The organism is Noviherbaspirillum sp. ST9 (assembly GCF_048799745.1).
In the GTDB taxonomy this organism is placed as follows: domain Bacteria; phylum Pseudomonadota; class Gammaproteobacteria; order Burkholderiales; family Burkholderiaceae_D; genus Noviherbaspirillum.
On the sequence record NZ_JBLWFR010000007.1, the window covers coordinates 174,682 to 189,411 of the forward strand.

Sequence of the window (14,730 nt, forward strand, 5' to 3'; positions counted from 1 at the left end):
CCGCGATGCCAAACATTGGATTTTAGCATGGCGGCCTTCACACTCCGCCCTCGTTGGATTTGGAGGCGGCATTCCTTGCTCCAATCGAAGGCGAATACAGGAAAAATATGTTTAAATAAAATGTTTCATTGCGTTAATTGGCATTCTTATAATAATCACCACGGGAAAAAAACTATGCTCAAACACCTCGCCCTCGCCGCCACGATCGGCCTCTCCGCAACCGGTGCAATCGGCCAGACCGATATCAAGGCCAACCCTGACAAGAGCGCTTACCTGCAGGATGGGCGCGGCGTTATCGCACGCAATCCGTTCGGCCTTTGCTGGCGGACCGGTACCTGGACGCCGGCCGATGCAGTCGCAGGGTGCGACGGCGAACTGACGCCTCCGGTCGCAAAGCCGACGGCGCCTGCGATTGCCGCACCCGCCCCCGCTGCCGCGCCTGCGCCGGCAGCGCCGAAGCGCTGCGATTTCGCCGTCACCCTCGGCGCGGACCAGACCTTCGACTTCAACAAGGCCACGCTGAACGCGGCGGCTAAGAAGCGCATCGATGACGAAGCGATCGCGAAGCTTGGCACCTGCGGCAAAGTGGACATTGTCATGGTGACCGGCCATACGGATCGCCTCGGTACGCATCAGTACAACCAGAAGCTGTCCGAGAAGCGCGCTGACGCCGTTGCCGCATACTTGAAGAGCAAGGGCGTGACTGCCGAAATCGACACGCTGGGCGCAGGCAAGACCCAGTCGATCAAGGCTTGCGACGACAAGCTGCCCCGCAAGCAACTGATCGAGTGCCTCGGACCGAACCGCCGCGTCGTGATCGAAGTGCGTGGCTTGGCGAAGTAATTCAATTTTGGCAATTTCAAAAGAAATTTCTGAAAAATTGCTAGTCTAATTTGACAGTCCGTTGCAAAAACACAACGGACTGTCAAAATCGCCTGCTGATTGATTTAGCAGTAATCGATGGCATGCGCTGCTATGGCAAAATGTAGTTAACTAAAGAGCATTGCAAGTGAACAACCTTGCAAAAAAATGATCTAATAGCTCACACCTACAGGTTTAAAAACGTAGTATTTGTTGCGCAGTTCGTCTGCGGATATCTCAACCAAGAGGAAAAATATGAATAATTTGGCAAAACTCGTCTTTGCTGCGTCCGCAGTAGTTTCGTTCTCTGCATCCGCACAGCAGGACATCCAGGCTAAGACCCCGAATAGCGCGTACTTGCAAGATGGCCGTGGCGTGATCGCACGCGACCCGTTCGGCCTGTGCTGGAGGACCGGCACCTGGACTCCGGCCGATGCAGTCGGCGGCTGCGATGGCGAAATCGTCAAGCCGGCCGCCCCGGCACCGGCTGCCGCGCCTGCACCCGCTCCGGCACCGGCACCGGCACCCGCTCCGGTCGCTCCGGTCTCCGAAAAGGTCACCTTCGCCGCTGACACCTTCTTCGACTTCGACAAGGCAGTCCTGAAGCCGGACGGCAAGGCAAAGCTGGACGACCTGTCCTCCAAGCTGAAGGGCATGAACCTGGAAGTCGTGATCGCCGTCGGCCACACCGACTCCGTCGGTTCCGATACCTACAACCAGAAGCTGTCGGTTCGCCGCGCAGAAGCCGTCAAGGCATACCTGGTGTCCAAGGGTGTTGAGCCGAACCGTGTCTACACCGAAGGCAAGGGCGAAAAGCAACCGGTTGCTGATAACAAGTCCGCCGCTGGCCGCGCCAAGAACCGCCGCGTGGAAATCGAAGTTGTCGGTACCCGTACCCGATAATCGATTTGCCTGAGGCAAAACCCCGCTTCGGCGGGGTTTTTTTATGGCTGCGCAATTGCAGGTGACCTATCACGGAACCCGCTGTTGACATTCCTGCACTTCCCGAGAGTGAGCCCCACCCCGCAAACCGCCCCAATCCAGCTATCATTCAGCCTATGAACGCCGATCCCCTAGAACTTCAAAAATTCAGTGACCTCGCCCACCGTTGGTGGGATCCGACCTCGGAATTCCGTCCACTCCATGAAATCAATCCGCTCCGTCTGGAATGGATCAACGCGCGCGCGCCGCTTGCAGGCAAGAACGTCGTCGATATCGGCTGTGGTGGCGGCATCCTTGCAGAGTCAATGGCAAGGAAAGGTGCCAAGGTGACCGGTATCGACCTGTCAGAGAAAGCGCTGAAGGTCGCCGATCTGCATAGCCTCGAATCCGGCGTGCAGGTCAGATATGAGCTGATCGCGGCCGAGCAGCTTGCTGCGCGCGAACCAGGCAGCTTCGATGTCGTCACTTGCATGGAGATGCTCGAACATGTCCCGGATCCATCCGCGATCGTTCAGGCTTGCGCCACCCTCGTCAAGCCCGGTGGACATGTGTTTTTCTCCACCATCAACCGCAATCCCAAGGCCTACCTGTTTGCAGTGATTGGCGCTGAATACGTGCTGCGCATGCTCCCCAAGGGAACGCACGACTATGCCAAGTTCATTACGCCGGCCGAACTTTCGCAATACGTGAGGAATGCCGGCCTGCAAGTCGACGGACTGAAAGGCATGACGTACAACCCGCTAACCAAGATCTACTCGCTGAACCAGGACACCGACGTCAACTATCTCGTTGCGTGCACCCGTCCCGCTTGACCCTCCCGCACAAAGGGCGTTCGTGCTATTGCCGCACGAACGCTACAGCCACTCGATCACCATGACACTTCCCAAGCCCCGCGCCGTCCTCTTCGACCTCGACGGCACGCTCGCCGACACCGCGCCCGATCTCGCAGCCGCCATGAACAAGGTGAGAACGGACCGCGGACTGGCGCCGACTCCGTATGAACAGCTTCGCCCGGTCGCGTCGGCTGGCGCACGCGGACTGATCGGCGCATCTTTCGGACTGAAGCCGGGCGACGACAGCTACGAAGAACTTCGCGTGGCCTTTCTGGACACTTACGAGGGCGCGATCGCTGTCCACACCTCGCTCTTCGAGGGCATCCAGGCCTTGCTGGAGGGACTGCAGGCGCAGAACTTTGCATGGGGCATAGTCACGAACAAGGCGGCACGCTTCACGGACCTGCTCGTCCCCCGCATTGGACTGCACCACGCCGGTTGCGTCATTTCCGGCGATACCACCCCGCATTCCAAACCCCATCCCGCCCCACTGCTTGAAGCCGCAAAGCGCCTTGGAATTTCTCCCCTGGAATGCTGGTACGTGGGCGACGACCTGCGCGACATCGAGGCTGGCCGCGCGGCGGGCATGGCAACGGTAGGTGCCGCATGGGGCTATTGCGGTCACGCCGAACCGGCGACCTGGGAGGCCGATGCCATTGCATCGTCGCCACTCGAGGTGCTGAAACTTGTCCTTGGCTCCAGTTGAACTTTCCGATTGGCGCACGTTCTGATGCGGCTTGACCGAATTTGCGTATGCAGGGCGCGAGATTTATTTCATGCGACGTCTTGAATTCACTCCGGGCAGCACCATCTGGTGAGATACAATAGAAGTACTGTTTTGGGGACGACCTGGTTTCGACGTGGGTTACAAAGCAGCGCAGGGCATACCGAGGGCTGGTCACCTCGTAAATCCAACCGGAAATGAAATAACTGCTAACGACGAACGTTACGCTCTGGCCGCTTAATAACCGGCTAGCCCTACACCACCTCTTCCCTGGGGTGGGCTGGTAACAGCACGTAGGGTCATTTACAGGGAATCGCTTCAGGCCGGGTCACTTGGCTTGGAGTTAAATCCAAGGTGACTCGCCTGATCGAAGCGTGCGCGTCCGCGTCGCTCAGGTTAAAACAAATGGCAGCGCTAAGTATGTAGAACTGTCTGTAGAGGGCTTGCGGACGCGGGTTCGATTCCCGCCGTCTCCACCAAATTCTTTTTCACGCTGCTGCAAGTTGCCTAAAAGGCCGCAATTCCGTTCAGGTTTGCGGCTTTTTTGCTTTCTGCACTTGTTTCGTGCCCTTCCGCCGCAGTTCCGCCCAATTCCGGGAGCTGCGGCTTCGGCATCGTCGATTTCCGCCTCCGTAGGTGTTGGCCGGCCTTCTCGTTATTCACCAAGAGTTACCGTCGGAAAAACTTACACCTTTTGTCATTCGCCAATCTTTGCGGCGGAAATATTTATTTTTTATCAATAAGTTATCAAATTGGCACTCATATTGCTTTTATGGCAACGCTTCACGCGAATTCGACGGGGAGTAATCAAAACTTACAGGAGAAATACATGACGATGAAACTTAAAGGAATGGCGGCGGCGTTCGTTGCTGCAGCCAGTCTTCTGGCAGTCGCGGCGCCAAGCCACGCTGCTGCAGTCATCACCAACGGGACGGTGACCCTTGGTGTCGACGACCTTGGACAGTTGAATGTTCCAGGTACCCCTTCGAGCGGCGGCACCTCCTATGTGGGCTTGCGTTACAACGCGACCGGTAGTGAAGCCACCGCTCCCGGTTGCCTCTGCGAAGGATGGGGTGTCGGCCTCGTCTCGAGCGGAATCAGCGGTTATGCGAACAATTCGGCTGGCACCTCTGGCCTCAGCCTGGTGAGCTTTGCGTCTACGGCAACCACGGCAACATCCATCACTCGCGTCGGCTCCTCCCTGGAGATCACCCACTACTACCACCCGAGCACCACTGCCAACCTCTACCAGGTTGATGTCAGCATCAAGAACATCTCGGGCAGCACGATCGCTGCCGGCGACCTCGTGTATCGCCGCGTCATGGACTGGGATGTGGAACCGACTGCCTTTGACGAGTATGTCACGATCAACGGCGTACCCCTAGCGCTCGGCCTGGCAAACGGTAACAACATCCGCGGAACCGGCGACAACGGCTTCGCAAGTTCAAACCCGCTTTCCGGCGATTTGCGCAGCCTGGTTTGCCCGGTGAATACGAACTTTACGGATTGCGGCCCCAGCGATCATGGCGCCCTGTTCGACTTCGAATTCGAAAGCCTCGTCGACGGTGCCACCAAGCTGTTCACCACCTTCTACGGCGCAGCAGGGAACGAAAGCGATGCCCTGGCTGCACTCGGCAGTGTTGGCGCCGGCCTGTACTCGCTTGGTCAAACCAGTACTGATCCTGCCGGTGGCAAGCCGAATACCTTTATCTTCGGCTTCGGCTCCAAGGGCGGTGTCCTGCAACCGCCGCGCAGTGTACCTGAACCCGGCTCGATGGCGCTGCTTGGTCTCGGCTTTGCCGGCCTCGCCGCTTTCCGCCGCAAGCAAAAGCGCGCTGCATAATACGTCCGCGTAGTTCCCCACCTGCCTCCGTCATGCATTGACAGAGGCAGGTGTCATCCAACAACCATTATCGAGTTTTGTCATGCGCATAAATGCCTTGCTTTCCGCTGTCCTGCTAGCCCTGAGTACACTTCCCGCGCTCGCACTGACGCTCACTCCCTCTGCAACTTCTGCGCCGACGTCGGCCAGTGCGCGGTCTGAGTACGACCAAGGCTTGCAAGCGCTCAATGACAAGAACCTGGATGTCGCCGAATTGCTGTTTCTGAAAGCGGCAGAAAAGGAGAAAGGGGCTGCAGGACCGCTCCTGGGCCTTGCCGAAGTCGCGCGGCTGCGGAAGAACGACGCCGATGTGGAGAAGTGGGTGCGCAAGGCAACGGACGCTGCACCGCGGAGCGCCGAGAGCCAGCTCGCCATGGGTCGATTGCTGTACGCCCGGCGCGACTTTGAAGGTGCAGAGAAATTCCTGCTGAAGGCTGTCGAGTTCGATCCTAAGTTACCGGCTCCAGTACTCGACCTCGGCGAACTTTACCTGAACGCGACCAATCAACCGGTGCGCGCGGTCGGCATGTTCGAGAAGGCCGTGAAGCTGAGTCCGCAACATGGCGGCGCTCACTTTGGCCTCGGGCATGCTTTCATGCAGACGAGAAGCCTTGCCCGCGCAACGGCCAGCTTCAAGGAAGCCGCACGGCTAAGTCCCGACAATCCGCTGGCCTTGATTGGTCTGAGTCAGGCGCAAGCGGCACAAGGCAAGCTGGACGATGCCGTTGCTTCACTTCAGTCCGCAAAAAAGCTGGCCCCCGGCCTCTATACCGTACCGCTACAGCTTGGCATGATCTATCAACAAGCGAAGCAGTGGGCTGAGGCCTACGCTGCCTACACGGAAGCAATCAAGCTGAACGCCGAACTCCCTGTCGCGTATAACAATCTCGCGTGGATGGCTGTGGAACGTCGAGAACGACTGCCAGAGGCGGTGCAATGGGCGCAGAAGGCTGTTGAGCTTGCGCCACGGAATCCGGACTTCGTGGACACCCTCGCCTGGGCGAAACGCGCACAAGGCGACCTGAAGGGTGCGATTGCCTTGCTCGAATCCATTACCGCATCTCAGCAAGCCTCCTTGTCCGCGCTATACCACCTGGGCATCGCCAAGTCGGAAGCCGGCCAGAAGAAGGAGGCGCTCGCGGCATTGAAACGTGTTATCACAACCAATCCGCAGTTCGCCCAGGCGGAAGATGTCTCGCTGCGCATCAGGCAGCTTGAAACGCGCTGACAGCGGGTGCCTCCGCGGCGCCACGCGTCGTGCGAGCATTTATCGCCGCGACCGGGTGAACGGGAATACCTTGGTGAGACCGAGGATGTCGGTGACCAGCAGAACGACGAAGATGAGCACCAGCGCGCCAACAACGTCACCACCGGCTGGCAGGCCATCGATCTGAGATGCGAGGACCCCGGCTTCCTGATCGCTTAGTGCTGCCACCCTGGTCTGGGCATCCTCACGGCTCACACCCATGCGTTCCAGGTGCGCGATCACCTCGGGGCGGTCGAGTGCTGCGTTAATTCTTGCATGATCACTGCGCGCGAGGTTGGCCGCATGGACCTGTTCCGTGCCGATCATGGCCGCCTGTACCGTCTGCGTGAAGCCGACAAAGCTGAAGGTGGCGAGCAATGCGCCGACAAAGGCGCGCTTCATTGATTGCATCATGCTCTCCTCTCGGTAAGAAACATCCTGCTTGGGTCACGGCCAAGGCATGGGGTTGGTGTCCCGGAACTGGCGGTCGTCGTTGCCGAATGCCGGCCTTGGCAGCTCGTCCTGCTCGTCTGCATCTCCGAGCTTTCGTCCGGCAATCTGGCTGATTTCTCGACGCGATTCCGCGAAGTCGGACGACAGGAGCGGGAACTCCGATTTCGGCCAGTTCGCAAGCGCCCATTGAACAAACTCATCGAAGCGGCGTGTAAGTTCAGCTGCGTACTGGTCACATTCTTCCTTGCTTGCCATGTTTTGCTCCGTGGGCGCCACGCGCCCGCTAAGGATTCTTGTTCAAGACCGGTTATCGGTTGGCGTAACGCCGGGTGTCATGCGGCCGGGATCCTAGACATCATCGTCGGTCGCGTCGCGTCCTGTGGCGGCTCGATGTGCTTGACGATACGTTCGAGCTGCCGTCCTCCCGGTCTGGCTCTGTGCTTGCCCCGTACGGACGACGTTCGGGGGATGGGAGCATTGCTGGTTCTCCATCAGGATTTGTCGGTCGTCTTGCCAGGATCCGGGCGGATGTCCTCAAGGCGCCCGACCTCGTCCTTTCGAATGCCGGAAGGCAAGCCGATATCGTCGATACCAATCGGATTGTCCTTGGTACGCGCTTTCTCGCTGTCGCTCATCCCTGCCTCGGCAGGAACGTTTTTCCTGGTATCCATATCGCCTCCAAAAAAGTTAGACGAGTGCTCCTCCTGATGGTTCGAACGCATTGGCGGCGCAAGGCGAAAGCTCCCTGCAAGAACTATCACGATGCCATTTCATCATATGGACAGGCCCCGGCAAGCCGTGCAGGGGAAGACGCACAGGAGAGAGGCATGGGACAGCAAGTGAAGCACTTGATGGACGAAGCAGATATCGGCAGCGGCGACAAATCCTTGGGACAACGCGACGTGGAGCGAGATGAACAATCCTTGGGCGAGAGTAACGGCGAGGCGCCGCAAGGCCGGATGATGCAGAGCGGCACGCACTTGGCGCGGATCGTCGCGCTTCCCCAGCCGGACGGCACGTTTGAGGCACAAGTGTACGTGCGCCTCGCGCGGGAGCCGGAAGTTGCAGAAACATACATACCGGCCGGGACGTTCCCAACAGAGGCAGATGCCTGGGCGGCGGCTGAAGAGCGTGCCCGCCGGGCCTTCGATGAGCACGAATTCTAGGATGACCGGTTCTGCACCGTTCTCCGATTGTTGATGGCCACAATGGCAGCGGGCCGGGCCTTATGGTATGTTAAGTTTCCTGTTTGCAATCGGACATTTGGGACGAGGTGCCGATGTTCCGAGCAGGAGCCCAGATACCATTCGGCAGCTCAATGAACAGCACGCGCAATGCTCTACGGCCTGGCGGCCTGCTCAGGAAACCCGACTTCCTGAAACAAAATATCCTCTTCATTGCTGTTTGGCCGGTGCTATGCCTGCTTCTCGGCATCTTCATGTGGGTTTCCGTCCTCGCGAAGTCCGCCGAAGACCACCGCAGCGAGGAAAGGAGTGCATCGCAGGAAGCGCGCACCCTCGCAACCGCCTACGCGCAGTACCTCACCCGTTCGGTCGAACAGATCGATCATCTTACGCTGCTCGTCAAATATGAATGGGAAAACTCTCTGCTCAGCCTGGAGGCGCTTGCAGAGCAAGGCCTTTTCCCAATCGACCGTTACGCTCTGGTGACCGTGATTGGTCCCGAGGGCCGGCCGATTACCGGGAACCGTCCGCTGGGACAATTGCCGCCACTTGTTACTGACCGGGAATACTTTGTCTTCCACCGGGAAAACCGCTCGCGTGAATTGCGCATCAGTGCCCCGAGCACCGGGCGTGTTTCTGGCAGGCAAGTAATTCAGTTCACCCGACGGCTTGAAAAATCTGACGGAAGCTTCGACGGCGTGGTCCTGGTATCGGTCGAACCGCTATCCTTTTCCTCGTTCTACGACGGCTCAGGCCTGGGAAAATCCGGGCTGCTGGCCATTATCGGAACGGACGGCGTTCTTCGGATGTCCACCATCGGGGACGTCGGCCGCAAGGCGGCAGGCCACGACGGCAATGCGCTTCGGAAGATGCCTGCGCTCGACAGGCTGGACGGCAGTAGCGGGCTGCTCCCCGCCGACTGGTTTGCCGACGCCCGCCCGCGGTTTTCATCGATGGTAGCGCTTGGCACCTACCCCTTGATCGCCATGGTCGGGCTTGCCGAGGAGGAGCGTTTCGCCCCCTATTGGCAGACGCGCAGGAACAACATGGCGATGGCGACGGCCGGCACCCTCTTCCTGTTCCTCTTCGCTGTCGTGGCCACTTTGCTGTCGGCACGCCTTGCATGGCGCAAACACCAGGAAGCGGAGGTGCAGGAAGCCTACCGGCTGGCGACCGAAGGCGGCAACGAAGGCTTTTACATGCTGCGCGCCATGCGGGACAAGTCCGGCACCATCGTCGATTTCGAAGTCGTGGACTGCAATGTGCGCGGGGCGTCGTTCTACGGCCTGACGCGCGAGCAGTTTGTTGGTGCCAAGTCTTCCGTGCTCAATAGCGCAGAATACTTTCCAGTCCTGATGCAGACATACTGCAGTGCCATTGAATCCGGCTACTACGAAGACGAAATCAAGATCCCGCCCGGCAGCCCAATCAAGATCGAGTGGGTGCACCGCCGCCTGGTGCGCTCCGGTACTGGCCTGGCAATCACGTTCCGCGACATCTCGCAGATCAAGGCACACGAGCGCGAGCTGTCCCGCATGGCCAACGAGGACGCGCTCACCGCCCTGCCCAACCGCAACTGGCTGTCCAAGTACCTGCCACAGGCCCTCGAGAACGCGCGCACCTCCGGCAACATGCTCGCGCTACTGTTCGTCGACCTCGACAATTTCAAGAATGTGAATGACTCGCTGGGTCACTCGGCGGGCGACGAACTGCTGCATGCCGCTGCCTTGCGCCTGAAGTCGGTCGTGCGCCCGACCGACCATGTGGTTCGACTCGGCGGCGACGAGTTCACCGTGATCCTGGAACCGGTAGAGCAGGAAGACGATGCCGCCGCCGTTGCAGGACGCATTGCGGAGGCCTTCCATCATCCGTTCGACCTTGCACGCGGCAAGAACTTCGTCAGCGCGTCGATTGGCGTAAGCCTGTTTCCGCATGATGGCCTGGACGCGGAAACACTGCTCAAGCATGCCGACATTGCCATGTACCAGGCCAAGTCCGAGGGCAAGGGGCAGTTCCGCTTCTATGAAGCCAGCCTCTCGGAAATGCTCAAGTCAAGACTGGACATGGAACGCGCCCTGCAGCAAGCGCTGCTGCAAGACCAGTTCGTCCTGCATTACCAGCCGCGCGTGAGCGCGACGACGGGTGAACTCCGGGCCATGGAAGCGCTGGTCCGGTGGCAGCATCCCGAACTCGGACTGATGCCGCCTCTGTCATTTATTCCGCTCGCTGAAGAGACGGGGTTGATCCTCAAGCTTGGCGAAATTGTGATGGAACAGGCTTGCGCCCAAATCGCACGATGGACGACACAGGGTCTTCCCGTCGTACCGGTGTCCATCAACGTCTCCCCCTATCAGTTCAACCACGGTGATGTGCGCGAAACGATTGCGGCCTGCCTTGCACGACACAACGTTCGTCCCGAATTGCTGGAAATCGAAATCACCGAATCGCTGATGATCGGTGAGCAGGAAGAAGTTGCGGCCGAACTCTCCGCGCTGCGCGCATTAGGCATCAAGCTCTTCGTTGATGATTTCGGAACGGGATATTCGTCGCTGTCGCAACTTCAGAGGCTGGACCTGGACGGCCTGAAAATCGATCGTGCCTTCACCGCTCAACTCTGCACCAGCGCCGAGGGCGAAGTATTCTTCCGCGCGATCATGTCCATGGCGCACGCGCTGGGGATGAGCGTCGTGGCGGAAGGCGTGGAGACTTCAGAACAATTGCACGTCCTGCAGTCGCTCTCCTGCGACGAAATCCAGGGCTACTACATTTCACGTCCCGTCCCCGCAGAGGAAGCACAGGTCCTGATGCAACGCCGGCACCTGTGGCCCGTTGCCGACGCGGCGATTCTGCCCGCTGCCTGATCAACTACACTAGGCTTTTATTCCACGGCAAACCCAACGGGAGTGAAATGGCAGCACGCGCGCGCTTCTTTCCTCTTTGCACACTTGCCTGCTTGCTCGTCGCCTGCCAGTCCGACCAGCGGATGCGGGAAGAACAGGCGCAAGCCATCCTGCGTGCAGACACGGGGGCAAGCCTCTATGCGGCCGGCGATATCGCATCCTGCCAGTCCATCCGCCCGGAGGATAGCGGCGCCGCGAAGACGGCAGCGATCATTTCCGCGGGTCTTGCTTCCGACCAGGACGCCATCGTCCTGACGCTTGGCGACAATTCCTACCCGGTCGGCCGGTTGAGCGAATTCGAGGAGTGCTACGCGCCGACATGGGGACAGTTCAAGCAGCGCACCCGCCCGTCGCCCGGCAATCATGATTACTACACACCCTACTCGGCGGGGTACTACACCTACTTCGGCGACGCGGCTGGCCCCGGACGACGCGGGTACTACAGCTTCACGCATGGCGGCTGGCGCATCATTTCGCTCAACAGTTACCTCAAGCCCGCCGAACACAACATGCAGATCGCATGGCTGAAGGACGAACTCGCGCGGAACCCGGCCAAATGCACGCTCGCGTTTTGGCACCATCCCCTGTACAGCTCAGGCGGACACGGCAATGACAAGCGCATGCAGGAAGCATGGGCAATCCTGCACGCGGCCGGGGCGGAAATCGTCCTCGCCGCGCACGACCACAACTATGAACGGTTCGCGCCGCAGGATGCGGAAGGGCGGCGTGACGCGGACCACGGGATCCGGCAGTTTGTCGTAGGGACAGGCGGAGCCGAACTCACGCCGATACGATTCCGTCGCTTTCATAGCGAGGTCTCGGACAACTCCACCCATGGCGTGCTGAAACTGGTATTGAAGCAAGCCGGGTACGAATGGGAATTTCTTCCCGTCGAGAAAGGCGGCTTCACGGACCGAGGTGCAGCCCTTTGCCATTGAACAGGGCACAACATGGCGTCGCGCATGTCATACCCGGAATACATTCAACCTGACATCCAGGGACCGACATGAAGGCAAAAAACCCAGGTTCGCTCCGGCTGTTCTACGCACTCTGGCCGGATGACGCTACATCAACGAAGTTGCAGCAGCTGCAGGCGCCCATGTACGGAAGAAGGATTCCGTACGCCAACTTGCACATGACGCTGGTCTTCCTCGGCCAGCAACCGGCGGCACTTCTGCCCGACCTGAAGGACATCCTTGCCCGCATCCCGCGCACTGACCTCACGCTGACGCTGGATCGCGTCGGCTACTTTCAACGCAACCGGATCGCCTGGTTAGGGCCGACGCATACACCCGAGGCGCTCACTGAGCTGCATGACGCGCTGGTGGAGAATCTACGTGATCGAAAGGTGGTTTTCAACGACCAGCACAGTTACCGGCCGCATGTCACGCTTGCGCGCGACGCTGCACTGCCACCGGACCTCGCCTTCGATCCGATCGAATGGCATGTCACGCAAGCCGCGCTGGTGCAATCGACAACGACAGCGGAAGGATCGATCTATCGGATTCTCGCGTCCCGCGTGATCGACAAGGACGTGTGGGTGCCGGACGAAGGCCGGCAGGCAGGAATCGACGCGCCGCGCGCGTGATCAGTTTGATTCGGCGGCGAGCTTGCGCAGTACCTGCGATGCCGCCACCAGGCCAAAGGATGCCGTCACCACCATGGCCGAGCCGAAGCCCGCGCAATTGAGGCCGGTGATGCCTGTTTTCTCATCGGCATCGATGTCGCAGCTTTCGGCGCTTTCCGGAAAGCGCAGCGGCTCCGTGGAGAACACGGCGTCAATGCCGAACTTGTTCTTCGTGCCACGCGGGAATCCGTGTAGCGCGCGCAGCCGCTTGCGCACCTTGGCCAGCAGCGGTTCCTGCTCCGTGCGGCACAAGTCGCGGATCTCGATCTTCGTCGGATCAGTCTGTCCGCCCGCGCCGCCGATCGTGACGAGTTTGATCTTCTTGGCCCGGCAGTAGGCGATCAGCGCAGTCTTCGCCTTGACGCTGTCGATGGCGTCGATCACGTAATCGTAACCACCCTCGCCGATCATTTCGTCGAGGTTCTCAGGCGTGATGAAATCTTCAATCTCACGCACCGCGCAACAGGGATTGATCTGCGCAATACGTTCGGCCAACGCCGTCACCTTTGCCTTGCCGATCGTGTCGGACAGCGCATGGATCTGGCGGTTGACGTTGGACTCGGCGACATTGTCGAGATCGATCATCGTAATGCGTCCGATAGCGCTTCTTGCCAAGGCTTCCACAACCCACGATCCGACGCCTCCCACTCCAATGACACAGATATGTGCAGAACGGAAACGCGCCAGCGCCGCGTCACCGTACAGGCGTGCGATGCCGCCGAAACGACGCTCGAAATCGATGTCGTTGTCAGAGGAGAAATTCGAAGATGGGAGAGAGATGACTGCGTTCATCCTCCCATTTTAACGGACGGAAACGCACTGTGTTTTTACGTGGAATTATTTTTCTCTGTTTATTGCGGCAGTGCCAGCATTGGCGTTATCGTTGAAGCGTGTTTCCCTCCGTACCGCTACTCCACCTGATCCTTGTCGCCCTGACAGCACACATCGCGCTGGCAGGAGCGCGCATCACGACATCGTTGTATGCGCTGTCCATGCATGCGTCCGAGTTCACAGTCGGCGTCCTCATTGCACTCTTTTCACTTTTCCCCATGCTGTGCGCCGTTCCTGCGGGGAGGCTGATTGATCGTATCGGCATTCTCCGACCGATGATGGCGGGCAGCGTTGCGATGGCCGCCGGATGCCTGTTGCCGGGAATGATCGGCGGCATGCCAGTGCTCTTCCTCGCCACGATTCTGATCGGCACGGGCTTCATGGTGATCCAGGTGGCCGCGCAACACACCGTCGGCGCAATCAGCTCGCAGGAAATGCGCGCGACCAATTACAGCTGGCTGGCACTCGGATTTTCCATCTCCGGCTTTACGGGACCCGTGCTTGCCGGATTGATCATTGACGACGCGCCCTATTACGCAGCCTATCTCGTCTTTGGCTGCTTTGCCGCGGGCGCGTTTACCCTTGTACTGTTTGGCAAGCTTTCTGAAATACGTGGGCAAACGACGCCTGAGCAGGCTGCGACGGGAACAGCGTTCGACCTGCTCCGGCTGCGCGACATGCGACATATTTTCATTGTGGGGATGCTGCTCTCTTCGGCATGGGACCTGTTCACCTTCGTGCTGCCGATCCATGGTGCGCGCTCCGGCTTTGCCGCGTCAACCATCGGCCTCATCCTCGGCTGCTTCTCGGCGGCGACCTTCATGGTCCGCCTGGCCATGCCACTGATCTCCCGCCGCCTGAATGAATGGCAGGTGCTCGCCGGCGCGCTGGTGCTCGCCGCTTTCTGCTACGCCGTCTTTCCTTTCATGCGCCAACCGGTGTCGCTGATGATCGTGGCGGCAATTCTCGGCCTGGCGGTCGGTTCCGCGCAACCGAACATGCTGGCACTCTTGCATCACGTCGCCCCTGCCGGACGCGCCGGCGAAGCAGTCGGAATCCGGGTCACGATTGGCAATGCCTGTCAGGTATTCCTGCCGCTGGCGTTCGGCGGTGCGGGTGCCGCGCTCGGCCTGACAGCAGTCTTTTGGGGAATGACCGCCATGATCGGCGCCGGTCTTCCAATCGCATGGCGCAAAACGCTCCTTTCCAAGGCAGAATAGGCGTCTTTGCGATTTCGCAAAAATTGA

Annotated in this window: 15 protein-coding genes and 1 other RNA gene; 12 read left to right on the forward strand and 4 right to left on the reverse strand. The window is 59.5% G+C overall.

The window, feature by feature from the left end:
- Positions 1-174: 174 nt before the first annotated feature.
- The 7 genes from ACNOHI_RS17410 to ACNOHI_RS17440 all read left to right on the forward strand — a co-directional run bounded on the left by ACNOHI_RS17410 (position 175) and on the right by ACNOHI_RS17440 (position 6,470).
- On the forward strand, positions 175-843 hold the full coding sequence (locus ACNOHI_RS17410; RefSeq protein ID WP_420475949.1) for an OmpA family protein: 669 nt from the start codon (positions 175-177) through the stop codon (positions 841-843).
- A 273-nt stretch (positions 844-1,116) separates the two neighbouring features.
- Positions 1,117-1,764, forward strand: a complete 648-nt coding sequence (ompA, locus tag ACNOHI_RS17415) for an outer membrane protein OmpA (protein WP_420475950.1) — start codon at positions 1,117-1,119, stop codon at positions 1,762-1,764.
- Positions 1,765-1,919: 155 nt separating this feature from the next.
- Positions 1,920-2,615 (forward strand): bifunctional 2-polyprenyl-6-hydroxyphenol methylase/3-demethylubiquinol 3-O-methyltransferase UbiG, encoded by a 696-nt coding sequence (gene ubiG, locus ACNOHI_RS17420; protein WP_420475951.1) that lies wholly within the window; start codon positions 1,920-1,922, stop codon positions 2,613-2,615.
- A gap of 61 nt (positions 2,616-2,676) precedes the next feature.
- Complete coding sequence (locus ACNOHI_RS17425) at positions 2,677-3,342, forward strand: HAD family hydrolase (RefSeq protein WP_420476173.1); 666 nt, start codon at positions 2,677-2,679, stop codon at positions 3,340-3,342.
- 134 nt (positions 3,343-3,476) lie between these two features.
- Positions 3,477-3,839: a transfer-messenger RNA gene (ssrA, locus tag ACNOHI_RS17430) on the forward strand.
- A gap of 350 nt (positions 3,840-4,189) precedes the next feature.
- The gene (locus ACNOHI_RS17435; protein WP_420475952.1) at positions 4,190-5,203 is read left to right on the forward strand and encodes a PEP-CTERM sorting domain-containing protein; all 1,014 of its coding nucleotides are present in this window, start codon (positions 4,190-4,192) and stop codon (positions 5,201-5,203) included.
- Between the two features lie 82 nt (positions 5,204-5,285).
- On the forward strand, positions 5,286-6,470 hold the full coding sequence (locus tag ACNOHI_RS17440) for a tetratricopeptide repeat protein (RefSeq protein WP_420475953.1): 1,185 nt from the start codon (positions 5,286-5,288) through the stop codon (positions 6,468-6,470).
- Between the two features lie 39 nt (positions 6,471-6,509).
- Here ACNOHI_RS17440 and ACNOHI_RS17445 read toward each other — a convergent pair whose 3' ends face one another.
- From ACNOHI_RS17445 to ACNOHI_RS17455, 3 genes are all read right to left on the reverse strand, one after another.
- Positions 6,510-6,902, reverse strand: a complete 393-nt coding sequence (locus ACNOHI_RS17445) for a PA2779 family protein (RefSeq protein WP_420475954.1) — start codon at positions 6,900-6,902, stop codon at positions 6,510-6,512.
- A gap of 33 nt (positions 6,903-6,935) precedes the next feature.
- Entirely contained in the window at positions 6,936-7,196 is a 261-nt protein-coding gene (locus ACNOHI_RS17450; RefSeq protein ID WP_420475955.1) for a hypothetical protein, read from the reverse strand.
- Between the two features lie 236 nt (positions 7,197-7,432).
- A complete protein-coding gene (locus ACNOHI_RS17455; protein WP_420475956.1) occupies positions 7,433-7,612 on the reverse strand; it encodes a hypothetical protein in 180 nt (59 codons plus the stop codon).
- 156 nt (positions 7,613-7,768) lie between these two features.
- Between ACNOHI_RS17455 and ACNOHI_RS17460 the strand changes: the two genes are divergently transcribed.
- The 4 genes from ACNOHI_RS17460 to thpR all read left to right on the forward strand — a co-directional run bounded on the left by ACNOHI_RS17460 (position 7,769) and on the right by thpR (position 12,613).
- Positions 7,769-8,107 (forward strand): hypothetical protein, encoded by a 339-nt coding sequence (locus ACNOHI_RS17460; protein WP_420475957.1) that lies wholly within the window; start codon positions 7,769-7,771, stop codon positions 8,105-8,107.
- Between the two features lie 152 nt (positions 8,108-8,259).
- Entirely contained in the window at positions 8,260-10,986 is a 2,727-nt protein-coding gene (locus ACNOHI_RS17465; protein ID WP_420475958.1) for a bifunctional diguanylate cyclase/phosphodiesterase, read from the forward strand.
- 47 nt (positions 10,987-11,033) lie between these two features.
- Complete coding sequence (locus tag ACNOHI_RS17470; RefSeq protein WP_420475959.1) at positions 11,034-11,963, forward strand: metallophosphoesterase family protein; 930 nt, start codon at positions 11,034-11,036, stop codon at positions 11,961-11,963.
- Positions 11,964-12,031: 68 nt separating this feature from the next.
- Positions 12,032-12,613, forward strand: a complete 582-nt coding sequence (gene thpR, locus ACNOHI_RS17475; RefSeq protein WP_420475960.1) for an RNA 2',3'-cyclic phosphodiesterase — start codon at positions 12,032-12,034, stop codon at positions 12,611-12,613.
- On the opposite strand, the gene tcdA is transcribed toward thpR, so the two are convergent.
- Entirely contained in the window at positions 12,614-13,444 is an 831-nt protein-coding gene (tcdA, locus tag ACNOHI_RS17480) for a tRNA cyclic N6-threonylcarbamoyladenosine(37) synthase TcdA (RefSeq protein WP_420475961.1), read from the reverse strand.
- 98 nt (positions 13,445-13,542) lie between these two features.
- On the opposite strand from tcdA, the gene ACNOHI_RS17485 reads away from it, so the two are divergent.
- Entirely contained in the window at positions 13,543-14,703 is a 1,161-nt protein-coding gene (locus ACNOHI_RS17485; RefSeq protein WP_420475962.1) for an MFS transporter, read from the forward strand.
- Positions 14,704-14,730: the final 27 nt, after the last annotated feature.

What these genes read in the sequence shown, in the direction of transcription:
- ACNOHI_RS17410 (WP_420475949.1), top strand. Translation starts at nt 175, where the DNA reads ATGCTCAAACACCTCGCCCTCGCCGCCACGATCGGCCTCTCCGCAACC.
- ompA (WP_420475950.1), top strand. Translation starts at nt 1,117, where the DNA reads ATGAATAATTTGGCAAAACTCGTCTTTGCTGCGTCCGCAGTAGTTTCG.
- ubiG (WP_420475951.1), top strand. Translation starts at nt 1,920, where the DNA reads ATGAACGCCGATCCCCTAGAACTTCAAAAATTCAGTGACCTCGCCCAC.
- ACNOHI_RS17425 (WP_420476173.1), top strand. Translation starts at nt 2,677, where the DNA reads ATGACACTTCCCAAGCCCCGCGCCGTCCTCTTCGACCTCGACGGCACG.
- ACNOHI_RS17435 (WP_420475952.1), top strand. Translation starts at nt 4,190, where the DNA reads ATGACGATGAAACTTAAAGGAATGGCGGCGGCGTTCGTTGCTGCAGCC.
- ACNOHI_RS17440 (WP_420475953.1), top strand. Translation starts at nt 5,286, where the DNA reads ATGCGCATAAATGCCTTGCTTTCCGCTGTCCTGCTAGCCCTGAGTACA.
- ACNOHI_RS17445 (WP_420475954.1), bottom strand. Translation starts at nt 6,902, where the DNA reads ATGATGCAATCAATGAAGCGCGCCTTTGTCGGCGCATTGCTCGCCACC.
- ACNOHI_RS17450 (WP_420475955.1), bottom strand. Translation starts at nt 7,196, where the DNA reads ATGGCAAGCAAGGAAGAATGTGACCAGTACGCAGCTGAACTTACACGC.
- ACNOHI_RS17455 (WP_420475956.1), bottom strand. Translation starts at nt 7,612, where the DNA reads ATGGATACCAGGAAAAACGTTCCTGCCGAGGCAGGGATGAGCGACAGC.
- ACNOHI_RS17460 (WP_420475957.1), top strand. Translation starts at nt 7,769, where the DNA reads ATGGGACAGCAAGTGAAGCACTTGATGGACGAAGCAGATATCGGCAGC.
- ACNOHI_RS17465 (WP_420475958.1), top strand. Translation starts at nt 8,260, where the DNA reads ATGAACAGCACGCGCAATGCTCTACGGCCTGGCGGCCTGCTCAGGAAA.
- ACNOHI_RS17470 (WP_420475959.1), top strand. Translation starts at nt 11,034, where the DNA reads ATGGCAGCACGCGCGCGCTTCTTTCCTCTTTGCACACTTGCCTGCTTG.
- thpR (WP_420475960.1), top strand. Translation starts at nt 12,032, where the DNA reads ATGAAGGCAAAAAACCCAGGTTCGCTCCGGCTGTTCTACGCACTCTGG.
- tcdA (WP_420475961.1), bottom strand. Translation starts at nt 13,444, where the DNA reads ATGAACGCAGTCATCTCTCTCCCATCTTCGAATTTCTCCTCTGACAAC.